Source organism: Serratia marcescens, from assembly GCF_006715005.1.
GTDB lineage: Bacteria > Pseudomonadota > Gammaproteobacteria > Enterobacterales > Enterobacteriaceae > Serratia > Serratia montpellierensis.
This window is the reverse complement of sequence record NZ_VFMJ01000001.1, coordinates 2,789,757-2,810,430: the sequence shown is the minus strand read 5'-3', so window position 1 is coordinate 2,810,430 and position 20,674 is coordinate 2,789,757. Positions and strand designations below refer to the sequence as shown.

The following is a 20,674-nucleotide window of genomic DNA, read 5'->3' as shown; positions in this document are numbered from 1 at the left end:
GGCTATTATCTTTAAAGAGGCGCCGATTATGACAACAATCGTGCGTCATCTGAGCATTTTAGTCAAGTGCTATGGCGATAGCATCGGCAGTTGTACCCACGGCTTCTCTAGTGCTGGTTTTGTTTTTTTAACTAAAAATCAAGTTGTTTTGGTTTTTTGTTCTGCATTTATTCAAGTGTGCGACATTAAGCTTTGTCATGTTGACAACCTTACCCTTTTGAACTGTTCTTATCCTCGACATTGGCTGCGTGAGTTGCGATCGCATCTTGCATGCATCCATTCTTTTTGTGTGGCTAATGTCTCTTTGGAGTACGTTTAGGATTGAGTTTTTCAATTTTGAATTTTTGAGGATATTATCATGGCTTCTCAAGTACTGTTTTATCAAAAAGAAGTAGCTGCTATACTTTACGCGGTTCTCGGCCAAAACACCTTTACTGGTCCTACATCATTTGATAGCGCTGCGGGACAAATTCGTACCGGGCAAATAACGGCACAGGATTATATTGGCGGGTTAATAACATCTGCGGCAGGGCAGGCTCTATACGCATCGAAAAGCCCGTTGGAAATTTTAAAAGCTATTTATACGCAAGCTTACGGTTCTTCACCAGCGGATGCGGCGCTGCAAACCATATTGAATACCACTTCTCTTAACGATGCCATTTTTAACGCTATCGACGGTTTGCTCAATTACAAGGGCTTTGATGGCGCGACGCTTTCTTCGCAGTCCGCGTTAGAAGGCCATCTGGACGTTATGCTCTATAGCTCTTATGGTTCTGCAGCTTGGAACCAGTGGAGCGTGGCGCTTAGTGCTCAAGAACAAGTTGCCTCAGTGTATCTTGCTGGTGCCTACCGGGCTGCAGACTCCAACGGCCTTGGATATTGGGCGAACTATGTACTTCAACCAGGAAATACATTCCAGTCGCTGGTTAAGAGCCTCATCTATTCCTCTGAATTCCAGCAAAAGGGGACGAAATTAAGTGGTGACGCTTTTATCCAATATGTCTATAAAGGTGTTTATGGTGTCGATCCTAGCGCCGGTGCTTTGGCAACCTATCGTGCGCTGGGAACGGACAAGTCCGTTATCACTCAGGCTATTATCAACGATTTGCGTAGTTCAGTGGCGACCGATGCTGCTACAGTGACCAATCAGCATGCTTTTGAATACAACATTGGTACCAGCTTGGTCTACAAAACTGCCGCAGCGCTGACGGCCACCGCCGCCGGCGGCAACGCAACCGGCTCCATCAACTCGGGCATTTCTCATCAGATCAGCAACGCAGAGACGGCGGTGCTGACTGATGTTCAACTGAACGCCAACGCCGCCAGCCTGGTCAACCTGAAGTTCGCCGATCACCTGGCTAACCTGACCATCAACGGCACCAGCGCTGCAACGGTTAACCTGTCTGATAACGGCGTCAACCCTGGCGTGGCGGTGACTGTCAACAACGGCAACGTCATTCTGAATGCCAGCTCCGGTTCAGACAACGTGGTCGTGACTTCGACGGCTAACATCGCGACCGGTACCGCACAGTTTAACCTCGGCGCCGGCAACGACAGCCTGCACTGGGCGGGTAATGGGGTTGCCGGCGGGGCGAACACCGTTGCCAATACCGTCAAGGCTGACGGCGGCACCGGCACGGATTCCATCTCTGCCAACTTCATCACCAAAACCGTCGTGACCAACCAGAACGCCTTGGGCGTTCGTACCAGCACCGTGACCAGCAACGCCAACAACTTCTCGAACTTCGAGAAGATCGACCTGACTGGCTATATCGGTAAGTCTGTTGGTACGCTGATTACGACACCGCTGATTGGTTCACCGACCACCACTAGCGTCACTACGCCAACCAATACCTTCGACTTTGGCCTGACCAACGGCACGTCTACGGTCGAAGGCACTACGGGCGGTACGGTCACCCAGAACGCAGCGGCGACCAACCTGGGGGCGCAAGGGTTCGTGATCTCCGGCCTGGCTAACGTCAACGTCATCAACGCTGCCGGCGGTAACGCCGCACAGCTGGAAGTGAAAGGGGACGCGACCTCAGCCAGCACGCTGAACTTCACCTTCGTCCAAAACGCCACCGACCACTTCAACATCAACTTTGATGCGGTGAGTTCGGCGAACGTGAATGCCGGCGCCATCAGCCTGAACAGCAGCAGCAGTGCGCTGTTGGGCACCGCGCTGACGACGGTGAATGTGGCTTCCGGCGGTACCGGCTCGTTCAACAACATTCTGTCCCTGGCTGGCACCAATGCGCAGGTTCAGACCGTCAACGTGACCGGTGACCATGCGCTGAACTTGACGTTGGGCAGCGGCTTCAGCAACGTTCGTGACGTTAACGCCTCAACCAATACCGGCGGTTTGAACCTGGATTCAAACCATGCGGGTACCGGTGACGGTATTATCGTGCAACTGTTGAACGCGTTGCCACTGAGTGCGGTTACCACCGCATTGCTGACTCCGCTGTTGAACACGCTGGGTCTGAACGGTTACCAACTGACGGTAGAAGGGACGTCGACGGCCGACAGCTTCAACGTACTGGGTAACACCACGTTGACCGGCGGCACTGGGGCGAATATCTACGATCTGAAATCCAGTACTTCGCAGGCGGGGGTCACCATCACCGACTTCAGCACCGCGAAAGACAAAATCGTGGATGCGGCTTCCGGGCTGACCCTGTCCAACACCGGTACCGCGGTGGCGGATTACGGTACTCGCGCTTCAGATACGTTGGATGCGCTGTTAGGTTCGCTGGTTGGCGGTCTGACTACCGGCGTTGTCGGCCTGTTGGGCGGCATCCTGGGCCTGAGCAATCCTAACTCGCTGACGGCGAAGGTGGGCGTGGCCTCGGTGGTGTTCAGTGGTACAGGTAACAATGCTGACTCCTATGTGATTATTGACAATAACAATAACCACACGCTGGATGCTAACGATACCGTCATTTACCTGACGGGCCAGAATCACCAGCAATTGGTGGATACTCTGCACTACGCCTAAGGGTAAACCACAATAATCAATAATTCCCTATGGAACTATTGAGGTTTAAATAATGCGGGGGAGGTTATCCCCCCGCATGTTTAAATTTGTGAGCGGCATCATCCTCTCTAAGTTATTCCATTTCGTTATCTTCCCATTGCTTTTTCATTTTCCCGTATCATTCTGTTTTATCATGCCTTTTTAAGGCGTGATGACCGGCTTTTTTTTTATACCCTACCTTGCCGGTTTTCACTTTCTCTACCTATAGTTAACAAAAGTATCTGCAGTCTCGGGCATTTCTTTGGGGTGAGTCTTCTCGGGATAATTCTTTTTTAGGAATTTCTTTAGGGAAGGGGTCAATGCGGATTGGACTGACAGTGCACATGATGTAAGGGCAGAACGTGAATCAATTTATCCCGCGCAACGAAATTGCGGATGTTATACGGACGCGCAGTAAAGTCTTCTGGACCGTTGGCATATTCACTGCGTTTATTAACCTGTTAATGCTGGTGCCTTCCATTTACATGCTCCAGGTTTACGACCGGGTGCTTCCTTCTCGTAATGAAATCACGTTGTTAATGCTGACGCTGATCATGCTGGGTATGTTCGGCATGATGTCCTTGCTGGAATACGTGCGCAGCATGGTGGTGATCCGCATCGGCAGCCAGCTGGATATGCGCCTCAATACGCGTATCTATACGGCGGCTTACGAGGCGAATTTAAAGAACGGCTCTTCCGATGCCGGCCAGATGCTGAGCGATCTGACCAACGTGCGTCAATTCCTGACCGGCAGTGCGCTGTTCGCCTTCTTCGATGCGCCGTGGTTCCCTATTTATCTGCTGGTGATTTTCCTGTTTAACCCTTGGCTGGGGTTGTTCGCGCTGGTGGGCTCCTTGCTGTTGATCGCCCTGGCGGTGATCAACGAAGTGGTGTCGAAGAAACCGTTGGCGGATGCCAGCCGGCTTTCAATCATGTCGGGCAATCTGGCCAGCACCAACTTGCGTAATGCCGAAGTGATTGAAGCGTTGGGGATGTTACCTAACCTGAAGGGGCGCTGGTTCAGTTTGCATCAGCGCTTCCTGAACAGCCAACGCATCGCCAGCGAGCGGGCATCACGGGTCACGTCGATCACGAAGTTTGTGCGTCTGTCGCTCCAGTCGCTGGTTTTGGGCCTGGGGGGCTGGCTGGCGATCGATGGGCACATCACGCCGGGCATGATGATCGCCGGTTCCATTTTGATGGGGCGCACGTTGGCGCCTATCGAGCAGGTGATCAACGTTTGGAAAAGCTGGAGCTCCGCCAAGCTGGCTTACCAGCGCCTGGTGCGTTTGTTGGAGCAGCATCCGCCGCGCGGTACCGCCATGTCGCTGCCGCGCCCGGAAGGGGTAATTTCCGTTGAAGGGGTAACCGCGACGCCGCCCGGCTCGAAGGGGAGCGCGGTGTTGCATAACGTCAGCTTCGCCATTCAGCCGGGAGACGTGCTGGGGATTATCGGGCCAAGTGCGTCCGGCAAGTCGACGTTGGCGCGCCTGCTGGTCGGCATCTGGCCGGTCAGCGAAGGCATCGTGCGGCTGGACAACGCCGACATCTACCAGTGGAACAAGGATGAGCTGGGACCTTACATCGGCTATCTGCCGCAGGATATTGAGCTGTTCGCCGGCAGCATCGCGGAGAACATCGCCCGCTTCAACGAGCTGGACTCGGAGAAAGTGATCGAGGCCGCTAAGTTGGCCGGGGTACATGAGCTGATTCTGCGCTTCCCCAATGGCTATGATTCGGTTATTGGCAGCGGAGGCGCCGGGCTTTCCGGCGGACAGAAACAGCGTATCGGTTTGGCGCGCGCGCTGTATGGCGATCCCTCTCTTATCGTGCTGGATGAACCCAACTCCAATCTGGACGATGCCGGCGAGCGGGCGTTGAACCAGGCCATTACGTTCCTTAAACAGCGGAATAAGACGGTGATCCTGATTACGCACCGCACCAATCTGCTGGCGATGACCAACAAGCTGTTGCTGCTGGTTAACGGGAACGTCAATGCGTTTGGCCCAACGCAGCAGGTGCTGCAGGCCTTGGCGAATGCGCAAAAAGCGCAGGTGCCTACGCAGGCGGTGCGTGCGGTGAACTCCGAGCCGGATGAAGGCGATGTTCCTAAAACTCAAATTAATTAAGCCGTGAACTGGCCTGGCGGCGCCGTTGCGCCGCCGGCAGTCAAAGGAGTTGGTATGTCTACGCATATTGGCGAGCCGAATGACTCGTACTCAGAACAGATCCCGCTGGATGAGCGCCGTTATACCCGTCTCGGGTGGTTGGCGCTGGGTGTGGGCGTGTTCGGTTTCTTGGCCTGGGCGGCGTTTGCACCTTTGGACAAAGGGGTCGCGTCGCCGGGATCGGTAACCGTTTCCGGCAACCGTAAAACGGTGCAGGCACCGGCCGGCGGCATCATCAAAAATATCGTGGTGAAAGACGGCGACAAGGTGAAAGCCGGCGAAGTCCTGGTGCAGTTGAGCCAGGTGCAGGCACAGGCGCAGGTCGATTCGCTGCGCGATCAGTATTACACCACGCTGGCGACCGAAGGGCGCTTGCTGGCTGAACGGGACGGTCTGAGCAAGGTCACTTTTTCCCCTGTTTTCGCTCAGGTTAAAGATCAGCCGCGCGTCGCGGAGATCATTGCGCTGCAGACGCAGCTGTTCGCCTCCCGTCGCCAAGGGCTGCAAAGTGAAATTGACGGTTATAAGCAGTCGATGGACGGGATCCGTTTCCAATTGAAAGGCCTGCAGGACTCTCGCGCCAACAAACAGATCCAGCTCTCCAGCCTGCGTGAGCAGATGAACAGCATGAAACAGCTGGCGGCGGACGGTTACCTGCCGCGCAACCGCTATCTGGAAATTCAGCGCCAGTTCGCCGAGGTGAACAGCAGTATCGATGAAACCGTCGGGCGGATTGGCCAACTGCAAAAGCAGCTGCAGGAATCTCAGCAACGCATCGATCAGCGCTTCGCCGACTATCAGCGCGAGGTCAGAACGCAGCTGGCACAAACCCAAATGGACGCCAGCGAGTTCCGCAATAAGCTGCAAATGGCCGATTTCGATCTGGGCAACACCGCCATCACCTCACCGGTGGACGGCACCGTGGTCGGATTGAATATCTTCACTCAGGGGGGCGTCGTGGGAGCGGGTGACCACCTGATGGACGTGGTACCCAGCCAGGCGACATTGGTGGTGGATTCTCGCCTCAAAGTTGACCTGATCGATAAGGTGTACAACGGGTTGCCGGTGGATCTGATGTTTACCGCCTTCAACCAAAACAAAACCCCGAAAATTCCGGGGACGGTCACGCTGGTTTCCGCCGATCGTCTGGTCGACAAAACCAATGGCGAACCTTACTACCAGATGCAGGTCACGGTCTCGCCGGAGGGCATGAAAATGCTCAGTGGCGAGGACATCAAGCCGGGGATGCCGGTGGAGGTGTTCGTGAAAACGGGGTCACGCTCGCTGCTGAGCTATCTGTTTAAACCTATTTTGGATCGCGCTCATACTTCATTAACCGAGGAATAATTTTGATTCATTCAAAACGACAGGCTGCCGGTCTGGTTATCGGCACCCTTTTGTTTGCGATGTCTGCGCCGGTTTATTCGATAGGGATTTTAGACGCATATTCGCTGGCATTAGAAAAGGACCCGACCTTCCGGGCGGCTATAAAAGAAAAAGAAGCGGGAGATGAGAACGAAAATATCGGCAGGGCGGGGCTGCTGCCGAAGGTATCGCTGAACTACCAGAATTCGCCGCGCAACTGGCAAACGCAGAAATACCCGCAAAGCGATTTCTTTGGCAACATTACGGAAGCGACGCGGCGTCAGCAGTACCGCAGCTACTCCAGCTCGGTGACGTTGACGCAGCCGCTGTTCGATTATGAAGCCTATGCGCGCTACAAAGGCGGCGTGGCGCAAACGATGATGTCGGATGAACGCTATCGCGGCAAACTGCTCGACCTGGCGGTGAGGGTGATCAGCGCCTATGTCGAAGTGGCCTATTCCAAAGATCAAATCGCCCTGGCCGAGGCGCAAAAAACAGCCTATAAAGAGCAGCTGGCGTTGAACGATCGGTTGATGAGCGCGGGTGAGGGAACGTTGACCGACGTTTCCGAAACGCAGGCGCGCTACAGCCTGGCCGAGGCGCAGGTGATCGAGGCGCGCGACGCGCTGGATGCCGCACAGCGCGAGCTGGAGGTGATCATCGGCGTGCCGTTGAATCAACTGGATGAACTGCAGGTCTTACGGCCGGGCAAGTTCCAGGTGGCACCGCTGATCCCGTCGAAGTTCGAAGAGTGGCAAAAGATCGCCCTGGAGAATAACCCGGTGCTGGCCGCCTCGCGCCATGGCGTCGATGCGGCAAAATACGAGGTAGAGAGAAACCGCGCCGGCTTTATGCCGAACGTGCAGCTCTATGCTTCGCATTCGGAGAACGATTCCAGCAGCGACAACACGGTTAACCAGAAATACCGCACCGACAGTATCGGGGTGCAGGTGAGTTTGCCGATATACTCCGGCGGCGGCGTGGCGGCCTCAACGCGGCAGGCGGCGGCACGCTACGGCCAGGCGATGGCCGAGATGGACACGCAGGTTGGCTCGACGCTGAACGATTTGCGCAAACAGTTCAATCTGTGCATCAGCAGCCGCGCCAAGCTGGCGGCCTACGAGCTGGCGGTGAAGTCGGCGACCACGCAGGTGACGGCGACCCGGCAGAGCGTCTTGGCGGGGCAGCGCGTCAACGTCGATGTGCTCAACGCCGAACAGCAGCTCTATAGCGCCCAGCGGGATCTGGCTTCTGCCAAGTACACCTACATCAAGTCCTGGATTACCCTGCTGAGCGACTCCGGCACGTTGGACGAGAAGGATGTGCTGCGTGTAGCGCAGTATTTCGCCCGCAGTCGTTAGCAATATATTCACTATGATGACTAGTCCTGATATAGGTTGACACTTTTCAAGCCAGATAACGCCCGATGAACCTCATCGGGCGTTTTGTATTTTAGCGACAGGTGCGGCCGCCGTGTGTTGTAGAGTTTCACCGACTCCCTGACCCTCTTTCTTGCCTGCGCGATATCTTATGGCTTGCCGAGCAGGTATTCCCTGTCCGAGTGATGCACTAACGGCAACGCCGTGCGTCTGCCGGCCAGTGCCATTTTGAACGCGCAGGCGACATGCCGGGTATGCAGACTGTCATGCACGTGATATCCCACGATTTTTCTCGACCAGGCGTCCGTTACCAGGCTGACATACGCCGTCCCTGTTCTCAGCGGCAGGTAGGTGATATCCGCCACCCATACCTGTTCCGGACGGCTGACTATTACTTGATTGTCTCCCGCTTTCAGCAGGTTGGGATGGCGATAAAAACGATGATGGCTCTGCGTCGTCTTGTGATATGCCCGTTTAGGCATCACCAGTAACCGCGCGCAGCGCAGGATACTGAACAGCCGGTCACGGCCCACATGCAACGCCGGTTCGGGGCGTTGCCGCAACAGGTGATGCAGCTTACGTGTCCCCAGTCGGGGTTGGTGCAAGCGGATGGCCGTCACCTGTTCGACGAGATGCCGGGCCTGCTCCTCTTTGCCTGCTTCACGCTGCAGGGACTGATACCACGCTTGTCGGCTGATGCCCATCCATCGGCAGGCCCGCGTTACTGTGAGTCCCGGTACTTGTGTTTGCGCGATAAGGCGGTTAGCTGCTTTTTTGTCAGCGTTGCGCCAAAGTCGGTGTTCATCACTTTGACGACAGCTTCGAAGAACTGGGCTTTGACTTCAGATTCAGCCAGTTGCTGCTTAAGTTCTTTAATACGCTGTTCGGGCGTCAGGGGGAGTTTGGGCATGCTGTCTCCGCTCGTGCTGGTTGAAGGAGAAGTTCGCCAGTCAAGCTGACCGTATTTGCGCAGCCAGTTCATGACGGTTGCGTTGCCTTGAATACCATAACGGTCTGTGGTCTGACGACAAGTCATTTCACCTTTTTCGACCTGTTCGACGACAGCCAGTTTAAAGGATAGAGAGTAATCGCGTTGTGTGCGTTTAATATACTGGTTCATCACATTTTCCTCTGTGCGTGAGTAAAATGTGTCAACGCTATTCAGGACGGGTCATAAGCATTAGTCTGAAAGAGCAGTACTATGCTGCTTTTTTTGGCGTTAATACGTTATGTTATCGGCTGGTGGTTCTTTTCATTCTTTCGCCGGTCTGTTCTATTTTCATACCTAATCTTGTTAAGAGGCGCGTGGCGAGGGATAGCAGATATTGTTAGCGAAAACGTAACAATTGGCTGAAATTGACTTAGGTTGATGAACCCAGTTATTCAGGCTACATCAGCATGTTGTGCGCAAAAGGAAATACTCTGGGGCTGTCTAAGACAGCTCTTTTCGTTTGTAAGTTTTCAAAGCCAATCGTACCAAGGGAACTCTGGGGGCATATGGATGGTCAATTATGATCGAAAAGGCGTGCGTGAGTCCAAGTTTCGTTTAAAATCAATTGATTGATTAAATAAGACAGTTCATCTTGAGCGCCAGGGGCGCGAGTAAGGAGTTTTTATGGCGGTTTTAGTCACCGGTGGGGCCGGTTACATCGGTTCTCACACTGTTCTGGCTTTGTTGGAACATGGCGAAGATGTCGTAGTGTTAGATAATTTATCGAACTCTTCCGATGAGTCTCTGCGTCGCGTTGAGAAACTCGCGGGCAGAAGTGCTCAATTCTACCAAGGCGATATCTTGGATGCTGAGTGTCTGCATCGTATCTTCGAGGCTCACGCCATTTCGGCCGTGATCCATTTTGCTGGGCTAAAGGCTGTCGGAGAGTCGACGCGCAAGCCGCTAGAGTATTATCAGAACAATGTCACTGGCACGTTGGTATTGTTGGAGGAAATGCGTCGTGCGGGTGTGCATAAGTTTATCTTCAGTTCTTCTGCCACGGTGTACGGTACTCCAGAACAAGTTCCTTTGACTGAGACGTCACGCGTTGGCGGTACGACGAATCCTTACGGCACCTCGAAGTTGATGGTAGAACAAATTCTGCAAGATTTCGCTAAAGCAGAACCGCAATTCTCCATTACCGCCTTACGTTACTTCAACCCGGTCGGGGCGCACGAATCTGGCATGATCGGTGAAGATCCAAATGGTATTCCTAACAATCTGATGCCTTATATTGCTCAGGTGGCAATCGGAAAACTTGAGAAACTGTCAATTTTTGGTGATGACTATCCGACACAGGATGGCACGGGTGTCAGAGATTACATTCATGTCATGGATTTGGCTGAAGGTCATCTCAAGGCGATTGAACACATCGATGAACACCAAGGCTTTACGGTCTATAATCTGGGGACTGGGGTAGGGTATTCGGTGTTGGAGATGCTCCATGCTTTTGAAAAGGCTTCAGGTCGCAATGTAGCTTACCAAATTGTACCACGTCGAGAGGGCGACATTGCAGAATGCTGGTCCGCTCCAGAATTGGCGTTCAAAGAATTGGGATGGAGGGCTACTCGTGATTTGGATGCCATGATGCGTGATGCGTGGAATTGGCAAAAGAACAACCCTCGGGGCTATCGTCACGGTTGATAGCGAAGTTCGTTAATGACAAAACATGACATAATGTAAATTAATTGTAACCAACGAGGGCTCGATTGACCATTTGTATGTTGGTTGCAATTAAAATATGTTTAATAACAATGATGTGTGATGATTCACCCTTCAATGAGCCACATAAATTTTGACTATTTTTTGTGGATGAGTGTCGGATATTTTGATTAATTGTGCTAATCTCCGATACCTTCATCTACGGTGCGTTCATTGAGCTATCCAAAATTTATTCTCGTTTAGTTTCTGTTCGAAAACTGGGCGAGTGGGTAGTGATAGACTGCTGGGGATGCATGTTCAGGCGGCCATCCTTTGGGCCTCTGAGGTGAGCGTATTAGTTAGCAGGTTACCTAATGAAAGTGATTGAGACACCAGTCGCAGGTGTGAAGTTGATTGAGCCGAAAGTGTTCGGTGATCATCGTGGTTTTTTCGTCGAAACGTTTCAAAAAAACCGCTATCAAGAAATGTTAGATATTGATGTGGATTTTGTTCAGGACAACCATTCGCGTTCTTCTAAAGGAGTATTGCGTGGTTTGCATTTCCAGCGAATCAAACCCCAAGGCAAGTTAGTCCGAGTTGTACGTGGAGAGGTCTATGATGTTGTAGTGGATATCAGGGTCGATTCGCCGACGTACAAAAAATGGGTTGGTGTTCACTTGTCGGAAGATAACCACCACCAACTTTGGGTTCCGCCAGGTCTCGCACATGGTTTCTTAGTGATTTCAGATATTGCTGATTTCGAATACAAGTGCACAGAGTACTATGATCCTGCTAGCGAAGCATGCTTGCTTTGGAATGATCCTGAAATTGGCATTGATTGGCCAGTCGATGAGCCATTGCTATCGCCAAAGGATCTACAAGGTAAATTACTTAGAGAGCTTTTTTAATGCGTGTACTTTTGACAGGTTCTATGGGGCAACTGGGACGCTGTTTCAGCGATAGGTTTCCTACCGATTGGAGCCTGCTAGCACTGGACAGCAAGCAACTTGACATCTGTGATTCTGATGCGATTGAGCAAGCGGTGACGGAATTTGAGCCCGATGTTATCGTAAACGCCGCCGCCTATACTGCTGTTGATAAGGCTGAATCTGAACCAGATGTAGCTAAAGCAATCAATACCTACGGGCCTGGCTACCTGGCATCTGCTGCTGCTGCACGAAATATTCCTTTTGTACACGTATCAACCGACTATGTTTTTGATGGCCGTTCGGAAGAACCCTACTGCGAAGATGCTCCCTGCTCGCCACAAAACATTTATGGTAAAACCAAGCTTGAAGGTGAGATTGCTGCGCTGAAGGCTAACCCAAAAACTATTGTAATAAGAACGGCTTGGGTGTTTAGCGAGTACGGCAATAATTTTGTTAAAACGATGTTGCGCGTCGGGTCACAAAGGGGTGAGCTTGGCGTGGTAAGCGATCAGCAAGGCTGCCCGACTTATGCCGGTGATATCGCTGATGCCATAATCTCCATGCTGCAAGAACCAGGTGAATACGGTGTCTATCACTTTTGTGGTGATTCAATGGTTTCCTGGTATGAGTTTGCGCAGATAATTTTCCAACAGGCTACTGAAAGTGGGCTATACCCACATCAGGTCATCGTGAATCCGATTACTACGCAAGAGTATCCTACACCTGCGCCCCGGCCTGTATACTCTGTTCTTAACACCGATAAGATCTGCGCGTTGAATCTTAAACCTAGCGCTTGGCGCCAGCAGTTACATGCTGTGATTCGCAAACTGTTGCAGTAGGTGGATCTTGGTTTGCATGGAATAAAAGGGGATAATTTTATCCCCTTTGATGTTTTTGTTTATTGGTGACGGTTTGCATTCCAATAGACGAGTGATAATACATCAGCCATCAGACCCTTGTAACTGATTGTTTTTAAATGATTATTGGTTAGGAACTTCATACTGCATGTTTTCAACACAAAAACAATACCAAATTGTTGCTTCAATCGTATTGTATAACCATAGCTATGCCCAACTAGAAGACACGTTACTTTCTTTGCTTAGCGAAAAATGTGTTCAAAAAATAGTTTTGGTTGATAACGGTGGTTCTGAATGGGCTGCAAAACTAGATAATCATCGTATTAGTTATATGTGTGCGGAAGCCAATAACGGTTTTGGCTACGGCCATAATCTGGCAATGAAGCGTTACCTGAATGAATGTGAATATTTTTTGATTTGTAACCCAGATATCAGTTTTACCTCGGGGGCGCTCGAGAGTCTCTACAATTTTGCGCGGAACCAAAAACACCGTTTTGTTTCTCCTCGCATTCAATATAGCGATGGGCGATTCCAATACAGTTGCCGCTTACTGCCTACACCTGCAAATTTGTTTCTTCGGCGCTTTTTCCCTAAATGGGGAGCTAAGCTGGATGCCACTTATGAAATCCAGCGTGCTGATTACACTAAATCCTTCGCAGTTCCTTCCGTTTCTGGTTGTTTTATGCTGGTTGAATCCACGTTGTTAGCGAACTTGGGGGGATTTGATGAACGGTATTTTATGTATTTAGAAGATGTGGATTTGTGTCGCCGGGCTTTGTCAATGAGCGATATTGTCTACTTCCCTGGCGCTACTATCATCCATGTTTTTGGTAAAGGTTCTTATAAAAACCTTAATTTATTCATTTATCACATGAAATCAGTTGTCTTATATTTCAATAAATGGGGATGGTGGCACGATCCACAGAGATCCAAGGTGAATGCTGCCTGTTTGAAGACTATTCCCATGACTTCTCCTGAAATCAAGCGGTAACATGGTTGAAGATGATGTCTATGTTTTATGAGTTCAATTACATCTAAGGTATTGATTATGTTTGTTATGACTGGATGCAATTTCGAAGCGCAAAATGTTGGTATGGCAGCGGGGTGGGGTAATGAGTAACCCTCATAAATCACAACCTCTGTCACCCCTAGCTCTGATCCGTAACATTTGGGGGTTCAAATCGCTGATCTTGCAAATGACAAAACGTGAGGTTGTTGGGCGATACAAGGGTTCCACTATGGGACTGGCCTGGTCGTTCCTCAATCCTTTGTTTATGTTGACGGTCTATACATTTGTTTTTTCGGTTGTTTTTAAAGCACGTTGGTCCGTCGGTGGCGATGAAAGCCGTACGCAGTTTGCTGTAATCCTCTTTGTTGGTATGATTGTGCATGGTTTTTTTGCCGAGGTGGTTAATCGGGCACCGCAAATTATCCTTGGGAATACCAACTATGTGAAGAAAGTGGTTTTCCCTTTGGAAACGTTGCCTGTGATTGGGTTATGCGCTGCGTTGTTCCATACCCTGATCAGCTTGGTCGTACTGCTATGTGCATTCTTTTTATTCAACGGTTTTCTGCACTGGACCGTCGTTTTTATACCGTTAGTTTTCTTGCCGCTGGTCGTTTTTTGCCTAGGATTGGCATGGATATTGGCATCCTTGGGTGTCTTTATACGCGATGTTGGCCAGACGACTGTAATTATCACAACGGTTATGATGTTTTTGTCACCAGTATTTTTCCCTATCACGTCGTTACCGGAAAAATATCGCATTTGGATAATGCTTAATCCCTTAACATTTATTATTGAGCAATCACGGAATGTCTTAATTTGGGGGCGTCTGCCAGAATGGCAAGGTTTAGCTGTTTACACCCTGGCGGCATCATTAGTTGCATGGTTCGGTTTTGTATTCTTCCAGAAAACCAGAAAGGGGTTTGCTGATGTCCTCTAATGAAATCGCGATCCAAGTGACTGCATTGAGCAAATGTTATCAAATTTATGATCGTCCACGAGATCGTTTAAAACAGTTTTTTGCTCCGAGGTTACAACGTGTAGTACGACGTGAGTCTCGCCGCTATTTCCGCGAGTTTTGGGCACTTCGCGATGTCTCATTCTCTATTAAGAAAGGTGAGACCGTAGGTATTATCGGACGAAATGGTGCAGGTAAGTCAACGTTATTACAGATGATATGCGGTACGCTGACTCCAACTCAGGGAGAAATACAAGTCAATGGCCGTATTGCGGCCTTACTTGAGTTAGGTGCAGGGTTCAATCCTGAGTTCACGGGGCGTGATAATGTCTATCTTAATGGTTCTGTTCTAGGTTTTTCCCGTGAACAGATCGATGAGCGTTTCCAGGAGATTACTGACTTCGCAGATATTGGCGAGTTTATCGATCAACCCGTTAAAACATACTCAAGCGGGATGTATATTCGCCTGGCTTTTGCTGTCCAAGCCTGTGTCGAACCTGAAATCCTTATCGTGGACGAGGCGTTAGCCGTAGGCGATATCGGTTTTCAATATAAATGCTATAAACGCATGGAGGCTCTTCGTGCTAAGGGGGTCACTATTATCATGGTGACCCACTCTACCGGTAGTATTCTGGAATACGCTGACCGTTGTTTGGTTATGAACAATGGGGAGTTAGTGGGCGACACCTATGACGTACTGGCTGCTGTTCTGGCTTATGAGAAAGGAATGCTGTTGTCGCAAGCAGTGAAACGAGAGAATACGGGCAAGATCTCCTCGTCTGTTGTGATGAATCAATCTGACTTGCAGGGTTTGCAACAGGGGCAGTTGAATACCGAAGTGGGAGAAAAGCGCTTTGGCAGTGCTCGAGCGATTATTCAAAATCTCGAAGTGATAAAATCGGATGGCACTTCACTCTCCGATAAGCCTTTGGTACGTTCTGGTGATGAACTGACCTTGGATTTTACTATCCTTGCTTCAGAAGAGATTCGAGATGTTGCCTTGGGAATCTCCATTTCTAAAGCGCAGGGGGGAGATATTTGGGGGGACAGCAACATTGGAGCCGGCAAACCTTTAATCCTCAAGGCTGGTGAGCAGCATGTGATTTATAAGGTTAAATTGCCAATTAACTCAGGAGATTACCTGGTTCATTGCGGCTTGGCATCGCTGCAAGGCGGCGAGCGAGAAGAGTTGGATCAACGCAGACCAATGATGAGATTGAAGTTTTGGTCCTCTCGTGAACTCGGGGGGGTTGTTTATGCCCCTATCAGTGTTTTAAGCGAGGAGTAATTAGAGCAATGATTGCTGTATTCTTACCGCCATATCCGTTTAGGGGAGTGAAAGCTCCCTATTTATGGATATTTTATCGCCTGCTTAACTCATTGCAGCAGCGTTCACTTTTTATCGCCGGTAATGATTACTTGTTGTCTCCGGAAGAGTGGCGCAAGTCAGAACGTTGGGAATTTGATGTACCTACAATGAATAATTTGGGTTACAGCATTCCGTCTGATGAGCTATTGGCCAGTCATGATTATTACCATTTGAGAGAGAGTGTATTTGAGAGTTTATTAGACTCTTCAAACTACAATCCGATGTTGGCGTTCAAGAAAATGCTGACCCAGCGAATCCCCGAGCTGGAAGCTGAGCTGCTAAACCATCTCCAAGGCTATGAGTCTGGAAAAATAGAGGGGATATTGTCAATTTGCAATTGCCCTTCTCTGGAGGCCGTTGCCGAGTCTTTATCTATTCCTGTCATGCACTTTGAAGTAGGGCCGTTGAGAATGCCCTCTTATTATAGTACAGGGTATTTGGATTTCTCAGGTGTTAACGGTCACACAGAGGCAGAGAAGCGCTATTTGGCGGTTCAGGAACAGTGCCAGGTCGATCTTTCCATAGAGGAGTTGCATCGTTACTTCCTGCGTGTGCCAAATACTCATGAGCAGCAGTGTGATGCCGATCTGGGGATCGCATTACAGGTTGAAGACGATTCAAATCTCGTTGCTTATGGTGAAGAATTCACTAATCTGACGTTGCTTTCCTATGCGCGTACACGTTTTCCAGAGAAAAAATTATTAATTCGCACTCATCCTGGTAGTCAGTTCCAGCTCAAGGAGGGTGAGTATGAGATCGACAGTTCACCGACCAGTTTGTCTTTCGTCCAGCGTTGTCGAGAGATTTTAACGATTAATTCTAGTGTGGGATTAGAAGGAATTTTCGCTGGTATACCAACGACAGTCGTTGGTGACAGTTCATATAAATATATAACCTTGGCAGACGATGAACAAGAAAGAACTAATCGTTTGGCATTTTATCTATTTTCATACTTAGTTCCATTCGAATTGATTTTCGATATTGATTATCTGCGATTCCGTTTATCTCGGCCAAGTGAACAGGCAATAGTCAGTCGCCATATTGAATATTATTCTACTGAGAAGGAAGGATTTTTAAAAATGCAGGGGTTGACTCTGGGTGAGTTGCTATCAAAACAGGTTAAGCAAGAAAATGAAAAGCAGGATGATATGCAACAAAAAATTCGTGTTGCTGAGCATCATCTGATGATCGATAACGAAGAAAAGCAGGCAATGATTTCTTCTATGCAAGAGCAATTGCTGTTGCTTCAGGAAACGCTTATACAACAGCGAGAGCAACAGCTGGTTACTCAGCAATTGTTGGAGAATGCGCAAAAAGAAGTTCTTCTTTTAAATAATAATTATGTTGAAGACGAACCTCTTAAATTAAAGGTTGAAACACTGAGTCAACAACTTAATGAAAGTCAGTCCGACATGAACAATATGCGAAAAAGTCTGTCGTGGCGACTAACGGTACCTGTTCGTATGCTTGGTCGGGCCATTCGCGGTGAGTTTGGGGTAATCAGGGATATATCCAGACACTACATGCGACAGCGTAAAGGGACAAAATCGACCTCTTTGGTTGGGAAAGGTTGGCAAGCGTTTCGTGCAAGTCCGCATCCTTATAAGGCTTTGCTGCGCAAAACTAAAGTGGCAGGCAAACTATTGCTAACCGGCCGTTTCGGTGAGTTGCGTAGCAGTCTTCTACGTGTGGCGAAAAATACCGCTAATACGCCGATGCCGCTAGTTAATATAGATACCGACCATATTGTTATTCTCACTACTAGGCATACACTGTTTGTGGCCCATTTGCTTGAGAAAACGCTTGTAGAGGTGGGGCGCGGCGTTACCATAATTGAAGCATACTCAGCGCCGGCGGACAGTGGGCAACTGCATATTGTTATTTGCCCTCAAATTTTTGCTGAGCTGCCGCAAAACTTTGTTGCGTTCCAAATGGAACAATCTATTAACCCACGTTGGTTTACGCCAGAGTATTTTGCGATTCTCGAACGTGCAATGGCTATATTTGACTATTCCCTGACTAACATTAATTACTTATTAGAACATGGTATCCCTTATCAGAAATTGTTCTACCTCCCAATTGCTTCTTTTGCAGACTACAGCTCAAAATTGACCCAGAAAGGTCATAAGTTGAACGGCAATGAGGAGCAAATTGACGTTCTCTTCTATGGTGATACGAATTGTGAGCGTCGTCGTCATTATCTTGAACAATTGGGACAACGTTTTAATATTCATATTGCCTCTGGTGTATTCGGCGATGAGCTGACCCGGCTGGTGAAAAATGCCAAACTGGTTATTAACCTGCATTACTATGAGAATGCGTTGCTTGAGACCACACGTATTTACGAAGTGCTATCGTTGGGAACGCCAATTGTTAGTGAAGAAAGTGTGGATATCGCGGAGCATACGTCTCTCATTGATGTTATTGATTTTGCTCCTATTGGCGATATTGACACAATGGCGAAAAAAATTGATCGTCTCTTGAACGATCAAGATTATCATGCTAGCCGTAAGAAAAATATTGCGTTGTTTACTCATAGCGACAACAACTTTGAAGGCTATTTCAAACGCTATCTTTTGGCGAATGATTTGATTGATTTCGAAACTTATAAAAATGGCGTTGATTTTATCCCTGCGATAGAGGCGGATATTCCAAAACTCTGCCTCTCACTGACGGAAACACCAGTACGGAAGCAAGATTTCCTCAGTAAGCCTACCCATGGTTTCAAGGTCATTGAGGGGGTTAGACACCGTATTGGCTGGATCGGATGTGGCATGAGTTATAAATACATGCTGTCCGTGCTTGCCGATCGTAATACCGAAATGGCTATGATCTGCGAGGACGATGCGTTATTCCCTGACGACTTTGACATTAAACTTGAGAAGATTGTTGCTTATCTGGAACGCAGCAATTGGGATTGGCACATTTTCTCGGGCATTATTGCGCATTTGAATGAAGATACGGAGATTCTGGCTGTCGAGGAGGTCGATGGCATTGAGTATATTTATATCAATCGCATGACAAGCACGGTGATGAATATTTACTCACGTCGTGGGATAGAGGCAGTTAGCCACTGGGATGAACGTAACGTTGATGCTCAAACCAATACCATAGATCGCTATTTGGAGTCAGTGCCAAATCTGGTTGTGGTGACCACTCTACCTTTCCAGGTTGGGCATGCTGAGGATCAAACCTCCACGTTGTGGGGGTTCGTAAATACTCAATATCTGGATATGATCAGTGAAAGTGAGCGTTTATTGAAGGAAAAAGTAGACGCGTTCAAGGCGGCCCAGGTGCGGTGACTCAAGCCCCTCGTTTCGTACTGATTGACTGAACCGCAGACCACGGCACCTTAGGGTGCCGTGGTTTTTTGTGGGGAGGATATGAATATATTGCGACATCATGTGACCTATCGCACCAATCACTACCCACGCGGCTCAATCCTGAGTTAACATGTGTGCCACATCACAAAACCTGCTGGCCGACGTTGCCGGCAGGGTCATCCTCAGACAGGAGTTCCTAAATGTCCAAGCAACAAATCGGCGTTGTCGGCATGGCGGTAATGGGCCGCAACCTCGCGCTGAACATCGAGAGCCGTGGTTACACCGTTTCCATTTTCAACCGTTCTGGCGACAAAACTGACGAAGTGATCGCTGAGAACCCGGGCAAAAACCTGGCGCCGTATTACACCGTTGAAGAGTTTGTTGAATCGCTGGAAAAACCGCGCCGCATCCTGCTGATGGTGAAAGCGGGCGAAGCGACGGATAAAACCATTGCCTCGCTGACTCCGCACCTGGACAAGGGCGATATCCTGATCGACGGCGGCAACACCTACTATCAGGACACCATCCGTCGTAACCGTGAACTGTCCGACCAGGGCTTCAACTTCATCGGCACCGGCGTTTCCGGCGGTGAAGAGGGCGCGCTGAAAGGGCCTTCCATCATGCCTGGCGGCCAGAAAGAAGCTTACGAGCTGGTGGCGCCAATCCTGGAGAAAATCGCTGCGGTTGCGGAAGGCGAGCCTTGCGTGACCTACATTGGCGCAGACGGTGCCGGCCATTATGTGAAAATGGTGCACAACGGCATCGAATACGGCGACATGCAGCTGATTGCCGAAGCTTATTCTCTGCTGAAGCAGGCACTGAACCTGAGCAACGAGCAGCTGGCCGACACCTTCGCCGAGTGGAACAAGGGCGAACTGAACAGCTACCTGATCGACATCACCAAAGACATCTTCACCAAGAAAGACGAAGAGGGTAAATACCTGGTCGATGTGATCCTGGACGAAGCCGCCAACAAAGGCACCGGCAAGTGGACCAGCCAGAGCTCGCTGGATCTGGGCGAACCGCTGTCGCTGATCACCGAATCGGTGTTCGCACGCTACCTGTCCTCGCTGAAAGATCAGCGCGTTGCCGCGTCTAAAGTGCTGACCGGCCCGAAAGTGGCGCCGTTCACCGGCGACAAAGCCGAGTTCATCGAGAAAGTGCGTCGCGCGCTGTATCTGGGCAAGATCGTGTCCTACGCGCAGGGCTTCTCTCAGCTGAAAGCTGCGTCTAAAGAAAATAACTGGGATCTGCACTACGGCGAAATCGCCAAGATCTTCCGCGCCGGCTGCATCATCCGCGCCCAGTTCCTGCAGAAGATCACCGACGCTTACGCGGCGGATGCCGATATCGCCAACCTGCTGCTGGCGCCATACTTCAAGCAAATCGCTGACGAGTACCAGCAGGCGCTGCGTGACGTGGTAGCTTATGCTGTGCAGAACGGTATCCCTACGCCAACCTTCTCCGCTGCGATCGCCTACTACGACAGCTACCGCTCTGCGGTGCTGCCGGCGAACCTGATCCAGGCGCAGCGCGACTACTTCGGCGCACACACCTACAAACGCATCGACAAGGAAGGCGTGTTCCATACCGAATGGATGGAATAAGCCTGCTCGTTGAGCGATAAAAAAAGCCGCCGAGGTTAACGCCCGGCGGCTTTTTTATTGCGCGT

The 20,674-nt window shown here is 50.0% G+C and carries 12 protein-coding genes and 1 pseudogene; 12 read left to right on the top strand and 1 reads right to left on the bottom strand.

Features of this window, described 5'->3' with window-relative positions:
• Positions 1-358: 358 nt before the first annotated feature.
• From FHU12_RS13535 to FHU12_RS13520, 4 genes are all read left to right on the top strand, one after another.
• Positions 359-2,998: a beta strand repeat-containing protein gene (locus FHU12_RS13535; RefSeq protein WP_141969914.1), complete on the top strand. Its 2,640-nt coding sequence runs from the start codon at positions 359-361 to the stop codon at positions 2,996-2,998.
• A 380-nt stretch (positions 2,999-3,378) separates the two neighbouring features.
• Positions 3,379-5,145 (top strand): type I secretion system permease/ATPase, encoded by a 1,767-nt coding sequence (locus tag FHU12_RS13530; RefSeq protein ID WP_047728091.1) that lies wholly within the window; start codon positions 3,379-3,381, stop codon positions 5,143-5,145.
• Between the two features lie 54 nt (positions 5,146-5,199).
• On the top strand, positions 5,200-6,531 hold the full coding sequence (locus FHU12_RS13525; RefSeq protein ID WP_141969911.1) for an HlyD family type I secretion periplasmic adaptor subunit: 1,332 nt from the start codon (positions 5,200-5,202) through the stop codon (positions 6,529-6,531).
• Positions 6,532-6,533: 2 nt separating this feature from the next.
• On the top strand, positions 6,534-7,910 hold the full coding sequence (locus FHU12_RS13520; protein WP_141969909.1) for a TolC family outer membrane protein: 1,377 nt from the start codon (positions 6,534-6,536) through the stop codon (positions 7,908-7,910).
• 20 nt (positions 7,911-7,930) lie between these two features.
• Here FHU12_RS13520 and FHU12_RS13515 read toward each other — a convergent pair.
• Positions 7,931-9,048: pseudogene (locus FHU12_RS13515) on the bottom strand (IS3 family transposase).
• 495 nt (positions 9,049-9,543) lie between these two features.
• Here FHU12_RS13515 and galE point away from each other — a divergent pair.
• From galE to gnd, 8 genes are all read left to right on the top strand, one after another.
• Entirely contained in the window at positions 9,544-10,563 is a 1,020-nt protein-coding gene (gene galE, locus FHU12_RS13510; RefSeq protein WP_141969907.1) for a UDP-glucose 4-epimerase GalE, read from the top strand.
• A gap of 371 nt (positions 10,564-10,934) precedes the next feature.
• A complete protein-coding gene (gene rfbC / locus FHU12_RS13505; RefSeq protein WP_141969905.1) occupies positions 10,935-11,468 on the top strand; it encodes a dTDP-4-dehydrorhamnose 3,5-epimerase in 534 nt (177 codons plus the stop codon).
• Positions 11,468-12,328 (top strand): dTDP-4-dehydrorhamnose reductase, encoded by an 861-nt coding sequence (gene rfbD, locus FHU12_RS13500; RefSeq protein ID WP_141969903.1) that lies wholly within the window; start codon positions 11,468-11,470, stop codon positions 12,326-12,328. Before rfbC ends, rfbD begins: the two co-directional genes overlap by 1 nt.
• Before the next feature lie 166 nt (positions 12,329-12,494).
• Positions 12,495-13,337 carry a glycosyltransferase gene (locus FHU12_RS13495; RefSeq protein ID WP_141969901.1) on the top strand — a complete coding sequence of 281 codons (843 nt, stop codon included), beginning with the start codon at positions 12,495-12,497 and terminating at the stop codon, positions 13,335-13,337.
• Between the two features lie 121 nt (positions 13,338-13,458).
• Complete coding sequence (locus tag FHU12_RS13490; protein WP_049205867.1) at positions 13,459-14,292, top strand: ABC transporter permease; 834 nt, start codon at positions 13,459-13,461, stop codon at positions 14,290-14,292.
• A complete protein-coding gene (locus FHU12_RS13485) occupies positions 14,282-15,598 on the top strand; it encodes an ABC transporter ATP-binding protein (RefSeq protein ID WP_049205871.1) in 1,317 nt (438 codons plus the stop codon). The genes FHU12_RS13490 and FHU12_RS13485 overlap by 11 nt, the downstream gene beginning before the upstream one ends.
• Positions 15,599-15,606: 8 nt before the next feature.
• Positions 15,607-18,981 carry a GT99 family glycosyltransferase N-terminal domain-containing protein gene (locus FHU12_RS13480; protein ID WP_141969899.1) on the top strand — a complete coding sequence of 1,125 codons (3,375 nt, stop codon included), beginning with the start codon at positions 15,607-15,609 and terminating at the stop codon, positions 18,979-18,981.
• A gap of 221 nt (positions 18,982-19,202) precedes the next feature.
• On the top strand, positions 19,203-20,609 hold the full coding sequence (gene gnd, locus FHU12_RS13475; RefSeq protein WP_141969897.1) for an NADP-dependent phosphogluconate dehydrogenase: 1,407 nt from the start codon (positions 19,203-19,205) through the stop codon (positions 20,607-20,609).
• The last annotated feature ends 65 nt before the right edge of the window (positions 20,610-20,674 follow it).

Coding starts and splice junctions, on each gene's coding strand:
- FHU12_RS13535 (WP_141969914.1), top strand. CDS start 359: ATGGCTTCTCAAGTACTGTTTTATCAAAAAGAAGTAGCTGCTATACTT.
- FHU12_RS13525 (WP_141969911.1), top strand. CDS start 5,200: ATGTCTACGCATATTGGCGAGCCGAATGACTCGTACTCAGAACAGATC.
- galE (WP_141969907.1), top strand. CDS start 9,544: ATGGCGGTTTTAGTCACCGGTGGGGCCGGTTACATCGGTTCTCACACT.
- rfbC (WP_141969905.1), top strand. CDS start 10,935: ATGAAAGTGATTGAGACACCAGTCGCAGGTGTGAAGTTGATTGAGCCG.
- rfbD (WP_141969903.1), top strand. CDS start 11,468: ATGCGTGTACTTTTGACAGGTTCTATGGGGCAACTGGGACGCTGTTTC.
- FHU12_RS13495 (WP_141969901.1), top strand. CDS start 12,495: ATGTTTTCAACACAAAAACAATACCAAATTGTTGCTTCAATCGTATTG.
- FHU12_RS13490 (WP_049205867.1), top strand. CDS start 13,459: ATGAGTAACCCTCATAAATCACAACCTCTGTCACCCCTAGCTCTGATC.
- FHU12_RS13485 (WP_049205871.1), top strand. CDS start 14,282: ATGTCCTCTAATGAAATCGCGATCCAAGTGACTGCATTGAGCAAATGT.
- FHU12_RS13480 (WP_141969899.1), top strand. CDS start 15,607: ATGATTGCTGTATTCTTACCGCCATATCCGTTTAGGGGAGTGAAAGCT.
- gnd (WP_141969897.1), top strand. CDS start 19,203: ATGTCCAAGCAACAAATCGGCGTTGTCGGCATGGCGGTAATGGGCCGC.